The organism is Streptomyces malaysiensis subsp. samsunensis (assembly GCF_024519315.1).
Lineage (GTDB): Bacteria > Actinomycetota > Actinomycetes > Streptomycetales > Streptomycetaceae > Streptomyces > Streptomyces malaysiensis.
The window spans coordinates 30,502-50,520 of sequence record NZ_JANIIC010000065.1; the positions used below are offsets into that span (position 1 = coordinate 30,502).

The following is a 20,019-nucleotide window of genomic DNA, read 5'->3' on the forward strand; positions in this document are numbered from 1 at the left end:
TGCTCCGCCGCGGACGCCCCGGCCCGCGGCGTCCGTGAAACCCACGGCGTTCCGTGACACCCGCGGCTTTCGGTGAAACCCACGGCGTACCGGCGAAGCCCACAGGGTTCCGGCCAAGCCCCTGAGCGTCCCGGCGAAGCCCCTCAGCGTTCCAGGGAAGCCGCGTCGCCCATGACGACGACGGGCCGGTGGTCGGGGTCCAGCGCCCGGAGCAGCTCCTTCATGGCGTCCGCCCCGAGGCTCACACAGCCGCGTGTGGGGCCGCCGTGGTCGATATGCAGCCAGATGCCGCCGCCGCGCTCCGGGCCGAGGGGGCGGGTCCGGTCCAGGGGCGAGGTGCCGGGCCGGCGGTTGTAGTCGATGGCGACCACATAGTCGAACGAGCCGGCCAGGGGCTCGCCCGCGAAGCCCGTGCCGCCCACGCTGAAGTCGGCCGACCAGTCGTAGGGCAGCCGGGTGCCGGGGTCGGGGAGCCGTCCGCCGGCGTCCGTGAGGGTGTAGACGCCGATGGGGGAGCGCAGATCGCCTTCCCGGTGGTGGCCGGTCCAGCCGTTGAGCGCGTTGTGTGCCGGCCGGCTCGGCCCGGCCCGCCAGCCGGCCCCGGTGTGCTCGTACAGGACCGCCGTGGACACCGGCGCGTTCCGGTCGCGGCCCGCCACCACCAGGACCTGCCGGGACCGGCGCGGCACCTCGCCCCAGGTCCTGGGCCCCAGCCCCGGGAGTGGCGCCGCCGGGGCGGCCGGACGCGGTGTGCCGCGTGGTGTGCGCATGGTCATGGGCCCGTCCCCGGCCGACGCGGAAGGGAACTCGTCAGGGTCCAAGTGTCCCGCGACGGCTCGGACGATGTCGTCGTTGGCGCCTGCCGTGGCGAACAGCCGCTGACCTGCGATATCACCGCCATAACAACGATGAGTCCGCCCCCTATGTCCACCTCCACCACCTGTGGAACGCTTGCTCGATTACGCGGGTACGCTGCCCATATGGGTGCGTATCTCCAGGGCTCGCTCTTCGACCAGGCCGATGACATCGGCCTCGGCTCGCTGCGCGGGACGCGCAGGACCGAGCTCGGGTCCGGGGCCTGGATCGATCTGCTGCCCGGGTGGCTGAGGGGAGCGGACGACCTGTTCACCCGGCTCGTCGCCGAGGTCCCCTGGAAGGCCGAGCGGCGGCATATGTACGAGCAGATGGTGGACGTCCCCCGGCTGCTCGCCTTCTACGGCGCCGAGGACCCACTGCCGCACCCCGTTCTGTCCGAGGCCCGGGAGGCGCTCTCCGCGTACTACGCCACCGAGCTGGGGGAGCCCTTCACCACGGCCGGGCTGTGCTACTACCGCGACGGCCGGGACAGCGTGGCCTGGCACGGCGACCGCATCGGGCGCGGCGGCACCGAGGACACCATGGTGGCCATCCTGTCCGTGGGCGCGCCCCGGGACCTGCTGCTCCGCCCGCGTGGCGGCGGCAGTGCCCTGCGACGGCCGCTCGGCCACGGCGACCTGCTGGTGATGGGCGGCTCCTGCCAGCGGACCTGGGAACACGCGATCCCCAAATCCTCCCGCGCCACCGGCCCGCGGATCAGCATCCAGTTCCGCCCCAGTGGCGTGGCGTGACACCTGCCGAATCGGGGAGCGGCTCATGGCGCGCCGGGCTACGGTTCGATGCGTTCCCTCCATGCTTCCCGGTGTCCGAATTTGGTCCAGACCATTGACACATATGGCCCGGGACGCTGTCATGGGGGACCGTCAGCTCTGGAGCGTGTCCTCGCGTTGATGCCCTCAACCGAGGCCGGACCTCGGAGAGTTCTAGGTGCGTGTAGATTGTCATGATCGTGACAGATTCGGCTTATGGGAGCGCTACGGCGCCTTGCGGAAAGTCGTGACCGCCATGGCCGCCACGGCCGTAGCGGTCCTGGTGGCCCTGAGCCCCGATGCGGGGACCAGCGCGGGCGCAACCCCCGGCACCGGCGTGCACACGCTGTCCGATGCCGCACCTGCCGCGGCCACGGCGGCCGATCACACGGTCACGTTCGTCAACGACACCGGCAAGAAGGTGTGGATCGGCGGCGATGTCAACAACGACGGATCCAAGCCGTTCGCCACGCTACCCATCCTGGAGCCGGGCCAGTCGGGCACGGTGACGATTCCCGGGACGGCGGAACCCGGCCACTGGCGTGGCAAGTTCTTCGCCCGCCAAGGATGCACCGGGGCATCGGGCAGCACCTTCCACTGCCTGGTGGGGGACTGCGGCAAGTTCGCCGACCACTGCGAGACCGGTGAACAACCCACCAGCCTCGCGGAGTTCAACTTCGACACCGAGGACACGCTCGCCCCCTGGTACAACGTCAGCTACGTCAACGCGTTCTCGCAGCCCGTCACCATCGCCCCGAAGGATGCCGCGGGCGGCGGAGGGTGCGGCACGATGGGCTGCTCGGAGAACCTGCTGCCGCTGTGCCCTCCCGGCGATCTGACCAGTTGGCCGGATGGCGAGCCGATGCTGTGCACCAGCCCCAACCGGGACGCCAAGACGCCCTACAGCGACATGATCGCCGCCCATTGCCCCAAGGCTTACGGATGGTCCAAGCAGGACCAGGAGCCGGGCAACCAGGTGATGCAGCAGTGCGCCCGGTGCAGCGGTTTCACCGTCACCTTCCACAGCGCCGCCTGACCGGCCGGTCCGCCACTTGACCCACCAGGCCGGATGAGGAGAGGAAGGGAGAGACGAGGTGCACAGGATGCGCGCTACACACGGGATTCGGGGGGTACGCGGAGCACGCGGGGTACGCCTGCTGACCGTACTGCTTGCGGTGTTGACCCTGCTGACCGCGGGCAGCCAGGCGGGCGCCACCGATGCCGCCACCGCCGCGGCGAAGAAGAAGGGCGTCAGCGCCTGGAACTTCAACGGGGTCACCGCCGCGATGTCCGATGCCAAGGTCGGCTGGTTCTACACCTGGGCCTCGGGCAGGGAGCAGATCAACGCACCTGCCGGTGTCGAGTTCGTGCCCATGATCTGGGGCTCGGGCTCGGTGACCGACGCCGAACTCAACCGGGCCAAGAGCGAGGGCACGACCCTGCTCGGCTTCAATGAACCGGACATGGCGGGCCAGGCCAATATGACCGTGGAGAAGGCCCTCGACCTGTGGCCCCGGCTCCAGTCGACCGGTATGCGGCTCGGCGCGCCCGCCGTGGCCTACGGCGGCGACGTCGCCAATGGCTGGCTCGACCGCTTCATGAAGGGCGCCGCCGACCGTGGCCACAAGGTCGACTTCATCCCGCTGCACTGGTACGGCGGGGACTTCGACGCCACCCGCGCGACCGACCAGCTGCGGAGCTATCTCCAGGCCACGTACGACCGCTACAAGAAGCCGATCTGGCTCACCGAGTACGCGCTGATCGACTTCTCGACCGGTACGCCGAGGTATCCGACCCAGGCCCAGCAGGCCGCCTTCGTGACGAAGTCCACCGCCATGCTCCAGGGGCTGTCCTTCGTCGAGCGATACGCGTGGTTCACGCTGTCCGCGGATCGCGGCGGCACCGGGCTCTACAACGGTGCGACGCCCAACCAGTCGGGCGCCGCCTACCGCGCGGCCGGCTGACGAACGGCCCTCCCGCGCCCATCCCACACCACGACAACCCGGAATGAGGTCCTTCGCCATGCGCAAGGGAACGCTGATCGGCCGAGTGGCGGCCGCGGCCGTCGCACTGACCGCCGTGCTGGGGGTCGCCCCGGCGAGCACCGCCGCCACCAGCGACACCCCGCCGGCCGGTGAGCCCTGCTGGGCGACGCACTACGGCTACATACCTCCCGGTGCCTACACCGCCAGCGGCGAGCTCTTCGACAACAACGCGGACACCGCGGCGACTTCGCTGAGCCGTGATCCGCAACTGCCGTTCGGGACCCGGGTGAAGGTCACCAACCTCGCGAACAACGCGTCGCTGGTCGTGCGGATCAACGACCGCGGCACCTTCGCGTGGACCCCGTCGGTGCCCAAGTGCCTCGACCTGACCGACGGGGCGTACGCCCGGCTCGGCGGCGTCCTCGACCCCGACTCCGGCCACATCGTGGTCAAGGAGGAAATCGTGCCGTGACCCGGGTGGGGCCACCCGTCTCGGCCACTTGATGGCATCACCCCTGCCCCGGAACGCCGGTCCGGGGCAGGGGTGACATGGGCAGGCGCGCGATGGCGCTCCACCGGCCAACGCCCGCCGCCCCGTTGCGGAAGCGACCGCCGTGCGCCGGAGGCTTCCCTCTTTCCGGGGCTATCCGCCGGAAGCGCTACCCACTGACGTCATGGGCAAGTACTCTCCGTGGCGACAATGGAACGTGACTGGTGCGAAGAAGCGGGGTAGCGGGGGTGCGGGTGATGGCGGAGGCCGGTGACAGGGTCGCCGGCCGATATCTCCTCCAGGAGCCCATCGGCAGGGGCGGGATGGGAGTGGTCTGGCGGGCCCACGATGAGTTGCTGGACCGCCAGGTCGCGGTGAAGTGCGCGCGTCCGGACGACGACCGCGCGGTGCTGCGACTCACCAACGAGGCGCGCAACGCCGCACGGCTGCACCATCCGCATATCGTGTCGGTGTTCGACTTCGTGGACGAGGGCGAGGTCTGCTGGATCGTCATGGAGTACGTGTCCGGGGGCAGCCTCGCGGACATGGTGCGCAGCCGGGGCGCGCTCTCCCCGGAGGAGGCCGGCTCCATCGGCTGCCAGATCGCCGCCGCGCTGGCGAAGTCGCATGCCGAGGGCGTGGTGCACGGCGATGTCACCCCGGAGAACGTGCTGATCACGGAGGACGGGGTCGCCAAGCTGACCGACTTCGGCATCTCCCGGGCGCTGTGGAGCGAGGCCACGATGACCAGGACGGGCGGGGTGCGCGGCAAGCCGCCGTATCTGCCGCCCGAGGTGGCCAGGGGGGAGGCGGCCGACCGTAAGTCCGATGTCTTCTCGCTGGGCGCGACCCTCTACGCGGTGATCGAGGGCCGGTCCCCGTACGGCGAGGCATCGCATCCCATGGCCTATGTGGCGCGGGCCATCGAGGGCTATATCGAGACCCCGCACCGGGCCGGTCCGCTGGTGGACACGCTCACCGCGCTGCTGAACGTGGAGCCGAAGCGGCGCCCCGCCGCCCAGCAGGCCGTGCGGCTGCTGCGCCGGGTCGCCCCGGCATCCCCGCACATCGAGGACCTCGACAGCGCCGAGGACCCCCGCGACGGCGAGACGCTGGACCGCACCCCCTTCACGATGCGGCTGGTGAAGCCGTTGGTCCGAGGGTCTTGGCGCCGCCCGCGCCGCCGGGTGGTGATCGCCGCGGCCGCGCTGGGCACCGCCGCGGTCCTGGTGGCCTGGGCCGCCCTCTTCGGACCCTGGAGCGGCGGGCTCTCCGATGAGAGCCGCGGGTCCGGCAAGGACGGCGGGCGCGGCGCGTCCGGGGTGACCGACTCGGTGTCCCCGCACGGACCGGCCGGCACCGTGGGCGACGCGCGGACGGCCGATCCCTGCAAGTTGCTCAATCCCGCCTCGCTCAGCCGCTTCGGCGAGACCGTACTCGACCCGGACTACGGCGAGATCGATCGATGCGATGTCCTGCTGCACGGCAAAAGCGGCGATGACATCGCCGACGTCCAGCTCAACTTCTCCTCCGAACCGCCGGAGCCGGGCGGCGATGTGCCCACCAGAAGGGTCGGCAATGTCACCGTCGGCGCGTTCCAGCGCGAGGGGGACGAGTGCCTGCGGAACATCGCGTCCGCCGACCGCAAGCAGATCTGGATCATCACCGAGCGGCTCGACACCCCGGCCCCCGATCCGTGCCAACTGGGCGACGCCGCCACCGACTACGCGGTGAGCGTGCTGGACCGCGGCCAGGTGCCCCGGCGCTCGGGGCAGCCGGCCGCGAGTTCTCTGCTGCGGGGACACGCATGCCGGGTGCTGGACGGCGATGAGATCAAGCGGGCCTCCGGTGTCCAGGTGGAGGACCATGAGGCGGGCTTCGGGGACTGGCAGTGCGAGTGGACGAACGGCTCGGGCGACGCCGGGGTGAAGCTGGTGTTCAACCGGGACAATCAGTTCACCTCGGAGGGCGGTCAGCGGGCGGTGATCGCGGGCAATCGGAGCGTCGTGTCGCCCAATGAATGGGACGACGACTCATGCCTCGTCCGGATGCTCCACCGCTCGTACCGCAACTCCCTCGGTGACGACACCGTTGAGATGGTGTCGTTGAACGTCCACGGGCCGAAGTCCACCGAAACGCTCTGCCACTCCGCCAAGGCGCTCGCCGCCACGGCCGCGAAGAAACTACCGACATCATGAGCACACCTCCCGGCAGCGACCACCGCGCCACCGGACGGGCCCCCGCCGCCCGTCGCCCCGCCCCCGGCCGCCCCGCCGCGGGCGGCCGTCTCCTGCCCGCCGCGCACGGCAGCCTGGCCCGCGGTGTGACCGCGCCGGTGCCGGGCACCGCCTTCGCGCTCGCCCTGACCGGCGGCATCACCCTGGGCCCCGGCGACGGGCGTGAACTGCTCTTCGGGCGGAACCGCCCCGAGGTGCACGTCTGTGTGGGCGAGGACGACCCCCAGGTCAGCCGCTGCCAGGGCAGACTGACCCACCGCCACGGCCGGTGGTGGGTCGCCAACAACGGCCGGCTGCCCCTCCGCTTCCCGTCGCGGCTGCTCTTCACGGGCGAGGAGCCACTGCCCCTCGAAACCGGCTACACCCCGCTGTTCGTCCGGGGCTCGCGCGACCGTGAGCATCTGCTGGAGGTCTTCGTCAGCGGCCCCGAGACCGAGCGGCCCGTACCGCTGCCCGGGGATGTCACCCGCCCGCCTCGTGTATGGGTGCTCACCGACGAGGAGAAGCTGGCGCTCGTCGTCCTCGGCCAGCGGTATCTGCTCCATGAACCCCGGCCGCAGCCCCTCACCTGGAAGCAGACGGCCGCCCAGCTCGCGGAGGTGCGCCCCGATGAAGGCTGGCGGGAAAAGCGCGTCGAGCACCTGGTCAACCGGGTCCGCATGATGCTCTCCCGGGACGGAGTGCCCTGGCTGACCCGCGAGGAGGTCGGCGAACCGGTCGGCAACGCGCTCAACGACCATCTGATCCGCGCCCTGATGATGTCGACCACGCTCGTCCCCCCGGACCTGGCGCTGATCGACGCCGCCTGACCGCTCAGCGCGCCTCCTCGGCGCCCGCCGCGGCACCGGTCTTCGGGTGCTGGAAGAGCGTGTAGAGCCACCCCAGGGACGGGATCAGCAGCAGCGCTCCGGCCAGGAACACGATCAGCACCGCGGCCAGTACCGACGGCGGAGCGGCCGCCCGTGCCACGGTGAGGTCCGGTTCCAGCACCAGCGGGTACTGTGCCACGCCCCAGGCCCAGAGAATGAGGGCCACGGCGAGGGCGGCGGCGGCCCGGGCCCATCCCCACAGCGACCGCAGCAGCAGGAGCAGCCCGGCCACCCCGGCGACGGCGGACAGCACCACCAGCGGCAGGGCGCGATGGGTGAGTCCGTGGAACAGCCGGGGCGCGTCGGCGTCCAGCACGGCGATGCCCACGAGCGCGACGCCGCCCGCCACCAGCCCGCTGACCAGGGCGCGCAGCCGGAACGCCCGTACCATCTCGGGCCCGCCGCCGCGGGCCGCGTCCGCGCACAGATAGACGGCGGCCAGATGGGCGCAGGTCACCACGGCCAGCACACCGCCGAGCATGGACGTCGGATTGATCCAGCTGGTGACCGTACTGCCCGCGGCCAGCCCGGACGGTACGCGCCCGGAGGCCACGCCACCGGCGACGGCGCCCAGGAAGAAGGGCGTGATGACCGAGGAGGTGGCGAAGCAGCCCCCGAACAGCCGCTGCTGCCACAGCTCGGTGCTGGCCTTGCGGAACGCGAAGGCGGCGCCGCGCGCGATGATGCCGAGCGCCGTAAGGGTCAGCGGCAGATAGAGGGTGGACATCACGGCGGCGAACACTTCGGGGAAGGCGCTCCACAACATCACCAGTACGAAGATCAGCCACACATGGTTGGCCTCCCAGACCGGTCCGATGGCGTGCTCGATCAGTGCGCGCTGCGGCCGTCCACGACGGCTGCCACCGGCCACCAGATCCCACAGCCCGGCCCCGAAGTCGGCCCCGGCGAAGAGGGCGTAGCACATCAGACCCAGCCACATCACCACCAGGACGGTGTCCGCGAGCATCAGGGCCTCCAGCGGTTCATGTGACCGGATAACCGGTCACATCGGCTTCCTGCGGGGCCACCGGGACCGGGCGCTCGCCCGCGAGCCGGCGCAGCACATAGACGGTGGCCACCGTCATCGCGGCGTACACCGCGAGCAGCAGCCACAGCCCGATCATCAGGCCGGGGGCGGGGTTCACCGCGTCCCGGACACTGAGAATCCCCTGCACCACCCAGGGCTGGCGGCCCTCCTCGGTGACGACCCAGCCGCACTCCAGCGAGACGACCGACGCCAGGCCGCTGAGGGAGGCCAGCCACAGGAACAGGCGCGTGCCCCGGCGGGCCAGCGGGTCGGTCTCGCCCCGGCGCCGGGTGCGCCACCAGGCCAGCAGCAGCCAGACCCCGAGCCCGAGCAGGAACAGTCCGCCGAGAACCATCAGGTCGAACGACAGATGGGTGCCGGTGACCGGGGGCCGCAGCGCGGGTGGCACCTGGTTCAGCCCCTCGATGACCGTGTTGGGGCTGAAACCGACCAGCAGCGACAGGCCGTTCGGGATCTCCAGACCGTATTTGATGCCGTGGTCGCCCGCGATGCCGCCCAAGGTGATCGGCACATGGCTGGAGGTGGTGAACACGCCCTCCATGGCGGCGAGCTTGATCGGCTGGTGGTCGGCCACGAAGCGGGCGATCCAGTCGCCGACCACGAGTTGGACGGGCGAGACGACGGCGCCGAGGATGAACGGGATGAAGAACCCCGCGCGGTGGTAGCGGTCGGTGCGGCCGCGCAGCAGGGCGACCGCGTACACGCTCGCGGTCAGGAAGGCCGCCACCATCAGCGCGGCGAGGATCATATGGACGGTCTGCGGCGGGCTGGCGGGGTTGAACATCGCGGCGAGCGGATCGACATCCACGACCCGGCCGTCGCGGACGGTGAAGCCATGTGGCTCGTTCATCCACGCGTTGGCGCACACCACGAAGAACGCCGAGGCGATACCGGCGACGATGATGGGGACCGCGGTGAGCATATGGATGCGCGGCGGCAGCCGGTCCCATGCGTAGAGGTAGATGCCGAGGAAGATGGCCTCGATGAAGAAGGCGATCCCCTCGATGGCGAACGGCAGCCCGATGACCTGCCCGTAACGGCCCATCAGCCCCGGCCACAGCAGCCCCATCTCAAAGCTGAGGATCGTGCCGGAGACCGCGCCCACGGCGAACAGCACCCCCATGGCCCGCGCCCAGCGCCGGGCGAGCAGCCGGTACGAGGGGTCGCCGGTGCGCACCCCCCACCACTCGGCGATCAGCGTGAGCAGCGGAAGCCCCACGCCCAGACAGGCCAGGATGATGTGCCAGGCGAGCGAGAAACCCATCTGGGCGCGGGCCGCCGACAGATCGCCGGACGTTGCCGGGCCCGCCAGCCAATCCCTCACCACGGCCGCGGCCGGCTGCCACGGATACTGGTCGACAGCGGGCACGGGCGCTCCTCACTCGTCGCTGAGACCCCCCTCCCGGAAAAACACCTTTACCCACCTCCGTCGTCTTCCGGTGGTTTCCCGGCCGCGACACGCCGGGTGGTGGGGCAAGCCGGTCGGTTGCCCCACGACCGTCATTCGGTGTCCGCGCCGATGGCCTTCAGCATCGGCATGCGCGCCGCCTGACGCCCCGGCCAGAGCGAGGCCAGGACACCGATCGCGGCGCTCGCGAGGAAGAAGACGACCGTCCTGCCCCAGGGGATGACGAGCGGAACGACCTCCTGGCCGAGGACGGCCGCCGCGCCGATGGCCGTACCGGCGGCGACCCCGAGCGCGGAGCCGAAGAGGGAGATGGTCACCGACTCCAGGCGCAACACGGATTCGACACCACCGCGGTCCAGTCCGATGGCCCGCAGCAGCCCGATCTCCCGCACCCGTTCGAAGACGGCCATGCCCATGGTGTTGACCACCCCGAGGGCGCCGATCAGCACGGTGACGCTGAGCATGGCGTACATGATGTTGAGGAACGGCGCGGTCCGCGCGGTGGCGGTGGCCCTTGCGTCGGCGCGGTCCTGGACGAGCAGCGCAGGGTTGTCCAGGGTGCGCCGGATCTCCTCCTGGAGCGCGGCGGTGCGGCCGGGGGCGGCCTTGACCAGGACGGAGTCGATGTTCGGCCGGTCCTCGGCACCGGCCGGACGGGGCAGGGCGCGATCGGAGACGAGGGCGGGGGTCAGATCCTCCGGGCCGTCGTAGATCGCGACGACGGGCAGGCGGATACGGCTGCCCGCGGTGTCCGCGCCGGGGCCGGTGAAGGCACCGGTGACACGGGAGCCGAGCCGCCAGCCGTGGGCGGCGGCCAGCTCCTCGGTGACGGCGATGCCCTCGCCGAGGCGGTCAAGCGACCCCTCGCGGACGGTGAGCGACGCCGCGCGCTCCACCGCGGCGGAGTCGACCGCGGTGACCGCCAAGGAGCTCTTGTCGGCGAGGTCGAGATAGGTGTGGATGACATTGGTGACGGCCTCGGCGTCGGCGAGCCGCCTCACCCGGGCGGCCGTGCCCTCGCCGATCTCCCCGAAGTCCACGGCCGTGATGCGCAGGTCCGAGGTCATGGAGCGGTCGGCCTCCTCCTCGTCGAAGCGGTTCACCGAGGTGACGGCCACGGTGACGGCGGTGACCATCGCAAGGCCGACCATCAGGGTGGTCGCCGTGGCCGCCGTACGCCGTGGATTGCGGCGGGCGTTCTCCACCGCCAGCTTGCCCCGGACGCCCGCCAGCCGGGTCAGGGGCGAGCGCAGCAGCCCGGTGACGCCCAGGGCGAGCAGCGGGGTGAGGACGATCAGACCGATCAGCAGCAGGGGCGCGGCGCCGAAGAGGAGGTCCGGCGCGCCGACGGCGGCGGCGACCAGCAGTGCGCCACCCGCGGTGACGATCAGCCCGATGGTGTTGCGGCGGCGCAGCGAGGTGGCGGTGGACGGCTGGACGGTCCGCAGCGCCGCCACGGGCGGTACGGCCGCCGCCCGGCGAGCCGGGACGTAGGCCGCGAGCACGGTGACGCCGATGCCCACGGTGAAGGCCGCGAGCAGCGGCCCGGCGGACAGCGGCGGCACATCGGCGCTCCCCGCCCCGGAGGCGTCGAACAGGCTGCCCAGCAGGTGCGCCACGCCGATGCCCAGCCCGTAGCCGATGGCCGAGGCGGCGGTGCCGACCAGGGCGGCCTCGGTCAGGACCATCCGCAGCACATGGTTCCTGGTGGCGCCGACCGCCCGCAGCAGCGCGTGTTCCCGGGCGCGGGCCGCGCTGAGCATGGTGAAGGTGTTGGCGACCAGGAAGGTGGACACGAACAGGGCGACGCCGGCGAAGCTCAGCAACAGTGTGGTGAGCTTGTCCGCGTCCCCGTCGGAGGCGGCACCGGACTCCAGGTCCGCGCGGGTGACCGCCCGAAGCCCTGTCGGCAGCAACTTCTGTGCCCGCTGGGCGAGTTGGGCATCCGAAGTGCCATCGGCTGCGGTCAGTGTGATCGCCGAGTAGCTCTTCGGCGCGGGGGCGAAGTGCCGTCGGGCGGTGGCGGTGTCGAAGGCGGTGAGCGTACCGCCGGAGTCCACCCGGCTGTCATGGGCGGTGAAGACACCGACCAGCCGTGCGTCACGGGCCGTGCCGCCCACGACGATGCGCACCCGGGCGCCCACCCGGTACCCGGCGCGCTCGGCGGTCCGCCGGTCCACGGCGATCTCGGCGGCGCCACGGGGGCCGCGGCCCGCGATGAGCGGATAGCGGATGTCCTTGCCGCTGCCGTCGGGCACGTAGTTGACGCCCGCGGCCTGGAACAGATCGCCCACCAGAGTGCCGTCCGAGCCGACGAGGAACGAGCCGCCCTCCACCACACCGCGCGCCGCGGTCGCCGACGGTAGCGCCCGCAGCCGCCGCAGCAGCGTGTCATCGAGCCGGTGCGGGTCGGAGTCAGCGGGGTCCGCGGTGATCGAGACGGACGCGTCGGGCTGGGAGTTGGACTGGGCGCGGTTCACGGCCGCTCTGACGGAGTCGCCGTAGAGCAGTGAACCGGTCACGAAGGCCACGCCGAGTACGACGGCGAGGGCGGGCATCGCGAAACGGAGCCGATGGGATCGGAGGGTGCGCAGGGCGGTGCGGAACATCGACGGCCTTCGGAAGGGGGGAACGGTCGGGAGGGGCGTGGCGCGGCGCGCTCCAGCGCTCTCCGGCCGCCCCTGGTGCCATCCTTCGCGGCGGCGCGGAGTGGCGGATCCACCGGAATGCCGAAGCCGTCCGTGCCCCTTCCCCGGTTTCCTCGGCCGAAAGTCTGATGTGGCGACGGCGGCCGGGCCGTAGCGTGACCTGCCATGATCTCCGAGTTCCGGTCCCGTTTCCGCCTCCGCCACCTCCGGCTGGGCCTGGTCGGCGTCAGCCTCGTCGTCCTCGTGGTCCTGGAGGGGCTGAACGCGCCGCATCCGGCGATGGCCGCGGCGACGATGGTGTCCGGCGTGGTGTGTCTGGCCGCGCTCGCCGTGCCGGAACGCCGCTTTCTGCCCTGCGCCATCGGCTCGGCGGCCGTCTCATGCGCGCTGACCTTCACGGAGGCGCAGCTGTCCGAGCGTCCCCCGAACACCCCGGGCATGGTGGAGCTGATCGCGCTGCTGCTGCTCATCACCCGCGCCGTGCGGCGCTGCCCGCCGCTGAGAGCGGTCGGACTGGCCATGGGGCCCGCACTCGCCGCCGTGGTCCTTCCCCTGCGGATCGAGGTGTGGGACGACCACCTCAAGAATCTGATCGCCGTCATCGCGGTCTGCGCCGTGCCGTTCATGGTGCTGGTGGGGCTGTGCCTGCGTCTGTACGACACGCTGCGGGAGCGGGAGCGGGAGGCCATCCGGCAGTCCCAGCGCCTTGAGCACGCGCGGGAGTTGCACGACTTCGTGGCCCACCACGTCACGGCGATCGTCGCGCAGACCAAAGCCGCGCGCTTCACGGCCGCGGCCGGACACACCCAGTCCCCGGAGGACCTGGACCGGATGCTCGCCCAGATCGAGCGGGCCGGATCCCAGGCGCTGGGTTCGATGCGCGCCATGGTCTCCAGCCTGCGCGACCACACCGGCGCCGCCACGACCCGGCCCACGGGTGATCCGGCGGGCCTGAACGGTTTGCGCGGCCTTCGCGGTCTGTGTGACCTCACCCAGGAGTTCTCCGAGGTGGGGCCGTCCGCCGAGCTGATCCTCGCCCCCGAAGTCGCCGACCGTCCGCTGCCACCCGGTATCACCACGACGGTCCATCGCGTGGTGCAGGAGTCCCTGACCAACGTCCGCAAGCACGCGACCGGGGCCGGCCGGATCGAGGTGCGGATCGGTGTACGGCCCGGCGACCCGGAGCGGCTGGAGGTGTCGGTCGTCGACGACGGACAAGGCGGCGCCTCGCCCGCCGCCGAGCGGTCGGCCGAGGGGAGCGGCTACGGTCTGATCGGCCTGGCCGAGCGCGTCGAGAAGGCCAACGGGCGTATCACGGCGGGGCCGAGGGACGACGGTGGCTGGCACGTCCTGGCGGTCCTCCCCCTGGCCAAGGTGGCTCCGGACACGGCTTCGGCCAGGGTGACCCAGGACGAGGCAACCCAGGACGATGCGACACCGGACGATGCGACACCGGACGATGCGACACCGGACAAGAAGGCCCCGGCGGAGGTCACCCTCGGCAAGGCGGCCCCGAACGTGGCCTCCTCCGGCTGACGGCCGGCCTGCCTGCGATCATGCGTGACATGACGATCCAGGTACTCATCGCCGACGACCAGGAGATGGTCCGTGCCGCCTTCCGCATGATCCTCGACTCCCAGCCGGACATGCGGGTCATCGCCCAGGCGGCGACCGGCCTCGAGGCCGTCGACCAGGCCCGCCGCCTGCGGCCCGATGTCTGCCTCCTGGACATCCGCATGCCCGAGCTGGACGGTCTGGAGGCCACCCGGCTCCTTGCCGGACCCGATGTGCCCGATCCGCTCAACGTCCTCATCGCCACCACCTTCGACCTCGATGAATACGTCTACCGCGCGCTGCGCAACGGCGCGTGCGGCTTTCTGCTCAAGGACGGCGCGCCCGGTCTGCTCACCGAAGCGGTGCGGGCCGCGGCCTCGGGCAACTCGCTGATCTCCCCGTCGGTGACGGTCCGTCTGCTCGCGCATATGGCACCCCACCGCGATCGGCCGGCCCGCTCCGAGGCCCGTCCGGCCCGCCGGGGGAAGGGCGGGCCGGGGGATCTGATCGAGCCGCTGACCCAGCGCGAGGCCGAGGTCGTCCGGCGGGTCGCCCGTGGCCGTACCAATGAGGAGGTGGCCGCCGATCTGCATGTCACCCTGTCCACCGTCAAGACCCACCTCGGCAACGTCCAGCGCAAGCTGGCCGCCCGCAACCGCGTCGAGATCGCGGCCTGGGCCTGGGAGCACGGCATGGTGGACGAGCCCTCGCCGAATGGTGGGCGGTGACCCGGCAGATCCACTGAGGTGTGTGCGCTTCCGCCGATGTGTGCCCGTCACCAGGCGCGGGCGGCGAGCTGAAGCCGCTCGCGGACCCGGGCGACGTCCGGATTGGCGTCGGCCCCCGGCCGCTGTACGAGGAAGAGCGTGTTGAGCGGTGGCTCTTCGGGCTCATGGAGCAGAACGAGCCCGCCGGAGGTGAGTTCGTCCCGGCACAGATAGCGGGGGAGCACGCTGTAGCCCGCGCCCGCGGCGACGGCGGACATGGCCCCGCGCAGATCCGGCACGGTCACCGCGGCCTGGGCGGTGAGCCGCTTGCCGAAGACATTGCGCCAGTACCGGCGGGCGATGGGGAGGTCCTCCGCGTAGGTGATCAGCGGTACATCACGGACCGCGGCACACGGCCCGTCCGCCGCCAGACGCTCCCCGATGCGCCGGGCCCAGTCGGGCGAGGCGACCAGCACATAGTCCTCGTCCGCCAGCGGCAGCGAGGTCAGCGCGCGGCCGCCGGGGCGTCTGGTGGCGAGCACAAGGTCGTGGTGGCCCGCCCGCAGCGCCTCCAGCAGCGGATCGGTCAGCCCCATCGTGATCCGCAGTCGTACCCCCTCCGCGACCAGCGGGGCGAGTGCGGGCAGGGCGCGGGTGCACAGAAACTCGGCCGGGCCCGCCAGGTGGACCGGGGTGGTGCGCCCGGTGAGTACGGTACTCCGGCCCCCGAGGGAGGCGAGGGCGTCGAGCGGCCCGGCGATCTGTCCGGCCAGATCATGGGCGAGGTGGGTGGGTTCCACCCCGCGCGGAAGCCGGGTGAACAACTCCCGCCCGGTCTGCTGCTCCAGGGTGCGGATCTGGGCGGTGACGGTCGGCTGGGAGAGTCCGAGCAACGGCGCCGCGGCGGTGAACGAGCCGGAGCGGTAGACGGCCAGAAAGGTGCGCAGCAGATTCAGATCGGCATGGGGCGGGGTCCGCCCGCCACCGATGACGATGTCGCCTGCTCGTTGTGTCCCGTCCTCCACGCGGCCAGCATAGAAAGCCCCACGGCGTTTCCTTGGGGGAGCTGACCTCGGCGCTCGCCGAGGCGCTGACCGTCCAGGACGTGGTGAAGGCGGTCGCCGACCGGATGCTTCCACCGTTCGGCGCCACCGGCCTGATCTGCCAGCTGATCGAGAACGGGCGGCTGCGGATGGTCGGTTCGGCCGGGTACCCGGAGGAGTTCCTGGAGACCGTCCAGACATTCATGGTCTCGGACATGTCCGCCATCGTGCAGGTGCTCAGCTCCCGCACCCCGCACTTCCTGTCCACCCCGCGGGAGTACGCCGAACAGCACCCCGACGCCCTCGGCTACCTCTACCGCAGCGGGATGAACGCATGGGCCTTCCTCCCCCTGATCGCCTCCGACCAGCAGATCGGCTACTGCGTGGTGAGCTTCGCACGGCCGCGCCACTTCTCCGAGGAGGACCGTTCCCTGCTCATCGCCCTGAGCGGACTGGTCGCCCAGGCGCTGGAACGGGCCCGGCTGTACGACGCCGAGCACACCCGCGCCCAGGAGCTCCAGCGCGGGCTGCTGCCCCGTACGCTGCCCGCCGTCCCGGCGGTCGCCGCCGAGGCGCGCTATCTGCCCGCCACCGAGGGCGTGCAGGTCGGCGGCGACTGGTACGACCTCATTCCGCTGTCCGGTGAACGGGTCGCCCTGGTCATCGGCGATGTCATGGGCCATGGGCTGTCCGAGGCGGCGACGATGGGCCGGCTGCGCACGGCCGTCCACACCCTCGCCGATCTCGAGCTTCCCCCCGATGAGCTCCTCACCCACCTCAACGAACTGGTCGGCGACCTCGGCGATGACTTCTACGCCACCTGTCTGTCGATCCCGGCCGGCTGTGCGACGCCCTCATCAGCGCACTGGTGCCGGAGCAGGCCGCGACCCACGACGACGCCGCGCTGCTGATCGCCCGGACCCGGTCGCTGGCGCCCGGCCGGGTGGTGTGCTGGGCGCTCCCGGACGGCCCCATCGCCGCCGCGGAGGCCCGCCGCCGGGTCACCGAACAGCTGTCGGCGTGGCATCTGGACGAGCTGTCGATGACCACGGAGCTTCTGGTCAGCGAGCTGGTCGGCAATGTCGTCCGGCACGCCAAGGGCCCACCGCGGCTGCGCCTGCTGTACGGCAGAACACTGATCTGCGAAGTCACCGACGGCAGCCTCACCACCCAGCGGATCCGCCGCGCCGCCGAGACCGACGAGGGCGGGCGCGGGCTTCAACTGGTCGCGGCGCTCTCCGATCGGTGGGGCATGCGCTATACGGCGACGGGCAAGTGCATCTGGACGGAGCAGGCCCTGCCCGCGCCCTCGCGACCGGCCGTCACCTGAGGCGGCGGGGCCCACGGCGGGCCCGGCGGTGCGGCCCGCCACCGTCACGCTCTAGGATCGGTCGGTGACCGCCGTGAAGCAGCAGACCACCAGGGACCAAGCGGCACCGGGGCGGAAGCGCTCGGACGGTGCCGCCCGCAGCGCCACCGTCAAGGACGTGGCGACGCTCGCCGGAGTCTCCCCGAAGACCGTGTCGAATGTGATCAACGGCTTTGTGCATGTGTCCCCGGCGACCCGGGAGCGGGTCCAGCGGGCCATCAGAGAGCTCGGTTACCGGCCCAACCGGGTGGCCCGCAACCTCCGCCGCGGCAGCACCGGCATGCTCGGTCTCGTCCTGCCCGAGCTGGACGTCCCGTACTTCGCCGAGCTGGGGCGCCACTTCCTCACCACGGCCGAGGAGCACGGCCGCACCCTGCTGATCGAGCAGACCCTCGGCGACCGCGAGCGGGAGGCCGCGGTGATCCACGGCCTGGGCGACCAGGTCGTGGACGGCATGGTGGTGAGCCCGCTCGCGCTGCACGGCAGCGCGCTCGCGGACCACCTCGGCACCGTGCCGCTCGTGCTCATCGGCGAACGCCCCAGCGGCGGCCTCGCCGACCATGTGGTGATCGACAACGTCGCCGCCGCGAAGGAGGCCGTGAGCCATCTGGTGGCCGGCGGGCGCCGCCGGATCGCTGCCATCGGCGTCCAGCCCGAGCCGTACATCGGCACACCGCTGCTGCGCAGGACCGGCTACCGCCAGGCCCTGGAGGAGGCCGGGCTGCCGCCCGACCCCCGGCTGGAGCGGGAGACCCCCCGCTACCACCTGGCCGAGGGCGCACGGGCGATGGCGGCTCTGCTGGACCACGCGGAGCCGCCGGACGCCGTGTTCTGCTTCAACGACGCGCTGGCCCTCGGCGCGCTGCGGACCCTGTACGAGCGTGGACTGCGGGTGCCGGACGACATGGCCGTGATGGGCTTCGACGACATCGAGGCCGCCCGCTACAGCACACCGAGCCTGAGCAGCGTGGCGCCGGACAAGGCCGCCATCGCCCGGCACGCCGTCGATCTGCTGCTGGAGCGGATCGAGGCACCGGACCGTCCGGCCCAGGAGGTCGTCGTCGGACATACGCTCCACATCCGCGAGTCCACCGAGGGCGGTGTCACCGGGGTCGCTCACTGACCTCCCAGACCCGTGGTGGCCACCGACCTGACGATCTGGCGCTGGAACAGCATGAAGACGATCAGCAGGGGGATGGAGCCGAGGATCGAGGCGGCCGACTCCTGGGCGTTCCGCAGCCCGGTGGAGTCCTTCACGGTCGACAGCCCCACCGGCAGCGTCATCAGCTGCGGATCGCTTGTGCTGATGAACGGCCAGAGGAAGTTGTTCCAGGTGTTGATGAAGACGAATATCGCCACGGCCGCCAGGATCGGGCGGGACAGCGGCAGCACCACGCTCCAGAACACCCGGAAGCTGCCCGCCCCGTCGATCCGGGCCGCCTCCTCCAGCTCCCGCGGAATGCCGTCGAAGAACTTCTTCAGGATGAACACCATCGCGGGCGCCACCACCTGCGGCAGGATCACCGCCGCGTAGGTGTCGACGAGGTTCATCGCGAGCATCTGCCGGAACAGCGGCACGATCAGGATCTGCGGCGGCACCATGATCGAGGCGACGGTGACGGCGAAGAGCACACGGCGGCCGCGGAAGAGGGTGCGCGAGAAGGCGTACGCCGCCATCGCCGAGACGGCCACGGTGATCGCCGTGACGCATACGGCGATCACAACGCTGTTCACCGCCCACACCGGCAGATTGCCCTGACCGAAGATGGTCCGGTATGCCTCGAGGGTGAAGCCCGCCTTGGGGATCCAGTCGGCGCCCGACGCGCTGGCGTCGACCTCCGTCTTGAACGAGGTGTCCACCCCCCAGCCGAACGGCACCAGCCAGACCACGGTCATCAGCGCCAGCGCCAGCAGCGTCAGCACACGGGGGAGCGGGCCCGTCCCGAGCGTGGGATGCCAGGCATGGCCGCCGTAGCGGCGCCGCCGGACCACCTCCCGGGGCATGGTCGAGCGGTGCTTTCCGGGGGTACGGGGGGAGAGTGTTTCGGTGGTCATGGTGCGATCAGTCCTCCCTGCGCGAGAAGATCTTCAGCTGTGCGATCGAGAGGATGATGATGAGCCCGAAGAACACATACGACACCGCCGAGGCGTAGCCGAGCCGGTAGTTGGTGAAGCCGGTGTCGTAGATGTACTCCAGGATCGGCCGGGTGGCCCCGTTCGGGCCGCCCTTGGTCAGCAGATAGATCTGGTCGAACACCTTCAGCGAGGCCATCAGCTGCAACACCGCGATCAGGGCGGTGGTCCGGCGCAGCTGGGGCAGTGTGACCGACCACAGCCGGCGCCACGCACCGGCGCCGTCGAGCGCGGCGGCCTCGTAGAGGTGGTCGGGGATCGCCTGGAGCGCGGCCAGGTAGAGCAGGAAGTTGAACCCCACCGTCCACCACAGGGTCACCAGCGCGATGGACCACATCGCGTACTTCTCGTCCGTCAGCCAGGCGATCCCATCGATCCCGAAGATCCCCAGCAGGCTGTTGAGCATCCCGCGGTCCGGCTGGAACAGCATGCTCCAGATCTGGTAGACCACCGCGACCGGCAGCAGATGCGAGGCGAAGAAGGCCAGCCGCCACAGCCACTGCCCGGGCATCCCCGTATACACCAGCAGGGCCATCACCAGGGCGATGACCACGAGGGGGACGGTGGTCAGAACGGTGAACCAGACCGTGTTGCCGAGGGTCTGCCACACCTGGCTGTCGCCGAACGCCTCGGTGTAGTTGTCCAGTCCGACGAAGGCGTTGTCACCGTGCCCGGTCAGACTGGCGTCGGTGAAGCTCATCCACAGGCCGATGCCGATCGGCACGATGAGGAAGAGGGTGAAGAACACCAGGAAGGGGGTGGCGAAGAGCCACCCCGCGCCGCCCGGGGACCGGCGCCGGTCCGTGGCGGTCGCCCGGCGGAATCCGGCGCGCCGGGATCCGGTCGCGGCCTGCCGCGCGGGCGTGGAGACGGAAGCCATGACATCGCTCCTTTCCATTGCGA

16 protein-coding genes and 1 pseudogene are annotated in these 20,019 nt (G+C 71.3%); 10 read left to right on the plus strand and 7 right to left on the minus strand.

Annotated elements, in window-relative coordinates; all coding sequences use genetic code 11:
* Nucleotides 1–143: 143 nt before the first annotated feature.
* Nucleotides 144–845 carry a L,D-transpeptidase family protein gene (locus NQU54_RS39055; RefSeq protein WP_372506255.1) on the minus strand — a complete coding sequence of 234 codons (702 nt, stop codon included), beginning with the start codon at nucleotides 843–845 and terminating at the stop codon, nucleotides 144–146.
* Between the two features lie 135 nt (nucleotides 846–980).
* On the opposite strand from NQU54_RS39055, the gene NQU54_RS39060 reads away from it, so the two are divergent.
* The 6 genes from NQU54_RS39060 to NQU54_RS39085 all read left to right on the plus strand — a co-directional run bounded on the left by NQU54_RS39060 (nucleotide 981) and on the right by NQU54_RS39085 (nucleotide 7,146).
* A complete protein-coding gene (locus NQU54_RS39060; protein WP_069867666.1) occupies nucleotides 981–1,607 on the plus strand; it encodes an alpha-ketoglutarate-dependent dioxygenase AlkB in 627 nt (208 codons plus the stop codon).
* 253 nt (nucleotides 1,608–1,860) lie between these two features.
* A complete protein-coding gene (locus NQU54_RS39065; RefSeq protein ID WP_257635140.1) occupies nucleotides 1,861–2,661 on the plus strand; it encodes a thaumatin family protein in 801 nt (266 codons plus the stop codon).
* A 67-nt stretch (nucleotides 2,662–2,728) separates the two neighbouring features.
* Complete coding sequence (locus NQU54_RS39070) at nucleotides 2,729–3,589, plus strand: glycoside hydrolase family protein (RefSeq protein ID WP_257635141.1); 861 nt, start codon at nucleotides 2,729–2,731, stop codon at nucleotides 3,587–3,589.
* A 58-nt stretch (nucleotides 3,590–3,647) separates the two neighbouring features.
* Nucleotides 3,648–4,082, plus strand: a complete 435-nt coding sequence (locus NQU54_RS39075; RefSeq protein WP_231981586.1) for a septal ring lytic transglycosylase RlpA family protein — start codon at nucleotides 3,648–3,650, stop codon at nucleotides 4,080–4,082.
* Between the two features lie 275 nt (nucleotides 4,083–4,357).
* Entirely contained in the window at nucleotides 4,358–6,298 is a 1,941-nt protein-coding gene (locus NQU54_RS39080) for a serine/threonine-protein kinase (protein ID WP_257635142.1), read from the plus strand.
* A complete protein-coding gene (locus tag NQU54_RS39085) occupies nucleotides 6,295–7,146 on the plus strand; it encodes an FHA domain-containing protein (RefSeq protein WP_257635143.1) in 852 nt (283 codons plus the stop codon). The genes NQU54_RS39080 and NQU54_RS39085 overlap by 4 nt, the downstream gene beginning before the upstream one ends.
* A 4-nt stretch (nucleotides 7,147–7,150) precedes the next feature.
* Here NQU54_RS39085 and NQU54_RS39090 read toward each other — a convergent pair whose 3' ends face one another.
* From NQU54_RS39090 to NQU54_RS39100, 3 genes are all read right to left on the minus strand, one after another.
* A complete protein-coding gene (locus NQU54_RS39090) occupies nucleotides 7,151–8,173 on the minus strand; it encodes a cytochrome d ubiquinol oxidase subunit II (protein WP_257635144.1) in 1,023 nt (340 codons plus the stop codon).
* Nucleotides 8,174–8,189: 16 nt separating this feature from the next.
* Nucleotides 8,190–9,623 carry a cytochrome ubiquinol oxidase subunit I gene (locus NQU54_RS39095; RefSeq protein WP_372506247.1) on the minus strand — a complete coding sequence of 478 codons (1,434 nt, stop codon included), beginning with the start codon at nucleotides 9,621–9,623 and terminating at the stop codon, nucleotides 8,190–8,192.
* A 131-nt stretch (nucleotides 9,624–9,754) separates the two neighbouring features.
* Nucleotides 9,755–12,271, minus strand: a complete 2,517-nt coding sequence (locus tag NQU54_RS39100) for an ABC transporter permease (protein ID WP_257635145.1) — start codon at nucleotides 12,269–12,271, stop codon at nucleotides 9,755–9,757.
* A gap of 204 nt (nucleotides 12,272–12,475) precedes the next feature.
* Between NQU54_RS39100 and NQU54_RS39105 the strand changes: the two genes are divergently transcribed.
* Together NQU54_RS39105 and NQU54_RS39110 are read left to right on the plus strand one after the other, a co-directional pair.
* The gene (locus NQU54_RS39105; protein ID WP_257635146.1) at nucleotides 12,476–13,846 is read left to right on the plus strand and encodes a sensor histidine kinase; all 1,371 of its coding nucleotides are present in this window, start codon (nucleotides 12,476–12,478) and stop codon (nucleotides 13,844–13,846) included.
* Nucleotides 13,847–13,866: 20 nt separating this feature from the next.
* A complete protein-coding gene (locus tag NQU54_RS39110; protein WP_372506249.1) occupies nucleotides 13,867–14,592 on the plus strand; it encodes a response regulator transcription factor in 726 nt (241 codons plus the stop codon).
* 47 nt (nucleotides 14,593–14,639) lie between these two features.
* On the opposite strand, the gene NQU54_RS39115 is transcribed toward NQU54_RS39110, so the two are convergent.
* The gene (locus NQU54_RS39115) at nucleotides 14,640–15,596 is read right to left on the minus strand and encodes a LysR family transcriptional regulator (RefSeq protein ID WP_372506251.1); all 957 of its coding nucleotides are present in this window, start codon (nucleotides 15,594–15,596) and stop codon (nucleotides 14,640–14,642) included.
* Between the two features lie 32 nt (nucleotides 15,597–15,628).
* Here NQU54_RS39115 and NQU54_RS39120 point away from each other — a divergent pair.
* A pseudogene (locus tag NQU54_RS39120) lies at nucleotides 15,629–16,944 on the plus strand (ATP-binding SpoIIE family protein phosphatase); the annotation flags it as partial.
* A gap of 64 nt (nucleotides 16,945–17,008) precedes the next feature.
* Nucleotides 17,009–18,106, plus strand: a complete 1,098-nt coding sequence (locus NQU54_RS39125) for a LacI family DNA-binding transcriptional regulator (protein ID WP_079153248.1) — start codon at nucleotides 17,009–17,011, stop codon at nucleotides 18,104–18,106.
* On the opposite strand, the gene NQU54_RS39130 is transcribed toward NQU54_RS39125, so the two are convergent.
* Entirely contained in the window at nucleotides 18,100–19,038 is a 939-nt protein-coding gene (locus tag NQU54_RS39130) for a carbohydrate ABC transporter permease (protein ID WP_087684149.1), read from the minus strand. The two genes, NQU54_RS39125 and NQU54_RS39130, sit on opposite strands and share 7 nt — an antisense overlap.
* Nucleotides 19,039–19,045: 7 nt before the next feature.
* The gene (locus tag NQU54_RS39135; protein WP_069867676.1) at nucleotides 19,046–19,996 is read right to left on the minus strand and encodes a carbohydrate ABC transporter permease; all 951 of its coding nucleotides are present in this window, start codon (nucleotides 19,994–19,996) and stop codon (nucleotides 19,046–19,048) included.
* Nucleotides 19,997–20,019: the final 23 nt, after the last annotated feature.

Bases quoted from the DNA above. Each gene is read 5' to 3' on its own strand.
- NQU54_RS39060 (WP_069867666.1), top strand. From the start codon at position 981: ATGGGTGCGTATCTCCAGGGCTCGCTCTTCGACCAGGCCGATGACATC.
- NQU54_RS39070 (WP_257635141.1), top strand. From the start codon at position 2,729: ATGCGCGCTACACACGGGATTCGGGGGGTACGCGGAGCACGCGGGGTA.
- NQU54_RS39075 (WP_231981586.1), top strand. From the start codon at position 3,648: ATGCGCAAGGGAACGCTGATCGGCCGAGTGGCGGCCGCGGCCGTCGCA.
- NQU54_RS39080 (WP_257635142.1), top strand. From the start codon at position 4,358: ATGGCGGAGGCCGGTGACAGGGTCGCCGGCCGATATCTCCTCCAGGAG.
- NQU54_RS39085 (WP_257635143.1), top strand. From the start codon at position 6,295: ATGAGCACACCTCCCGGCAGCGACCACCGCGCCACCGGACGGGCCCCC.
- NQU54_RS39090 (WP_257635144.1), bottom strand. From the start codon at position 8,173: ATGCTCGCGGACACCGTCCTGGTGGTGATGTGGCTGGGTCTGATGTGC.
- NQU54_RS39100 (WP_257635145.1), bottom strand. From the start codon at position 12,271: ATGTTCCGCACCGCCCTGCGCACCCTCCGATCCCATCGGCTCCGTTTC.
- NQU54_RS39105 (WP_257635146.1), top strand. From the start codon at position 12,476: ATGATCTCCGAGTTCCGGTCCCGTTTCCGCCTCCGCCACCTCCGGCTG.
- NQU54_RS39110 (WP_372506249.1), top strand. From the start codon at position 13,867: ATGCGTGACATGACGATCCAGGTACTCATCGCCGACGACCAGGAGATG.
- NQU54_RS39130 (WP_087684149.1), bottom strand. From the start codon at position 19,038: ATGACCACCGAAACACTCTCCCCCCGTACCCCCGGAAAGCACCGCTCG.
- NQU54_RS39135 (WP_069867676.1), bottom strand. From the start codon at position 19,996: ATGGCTTCCGTCTCCACGCCCGCGCGGCAGGCCGCGACCGGATCCCGG.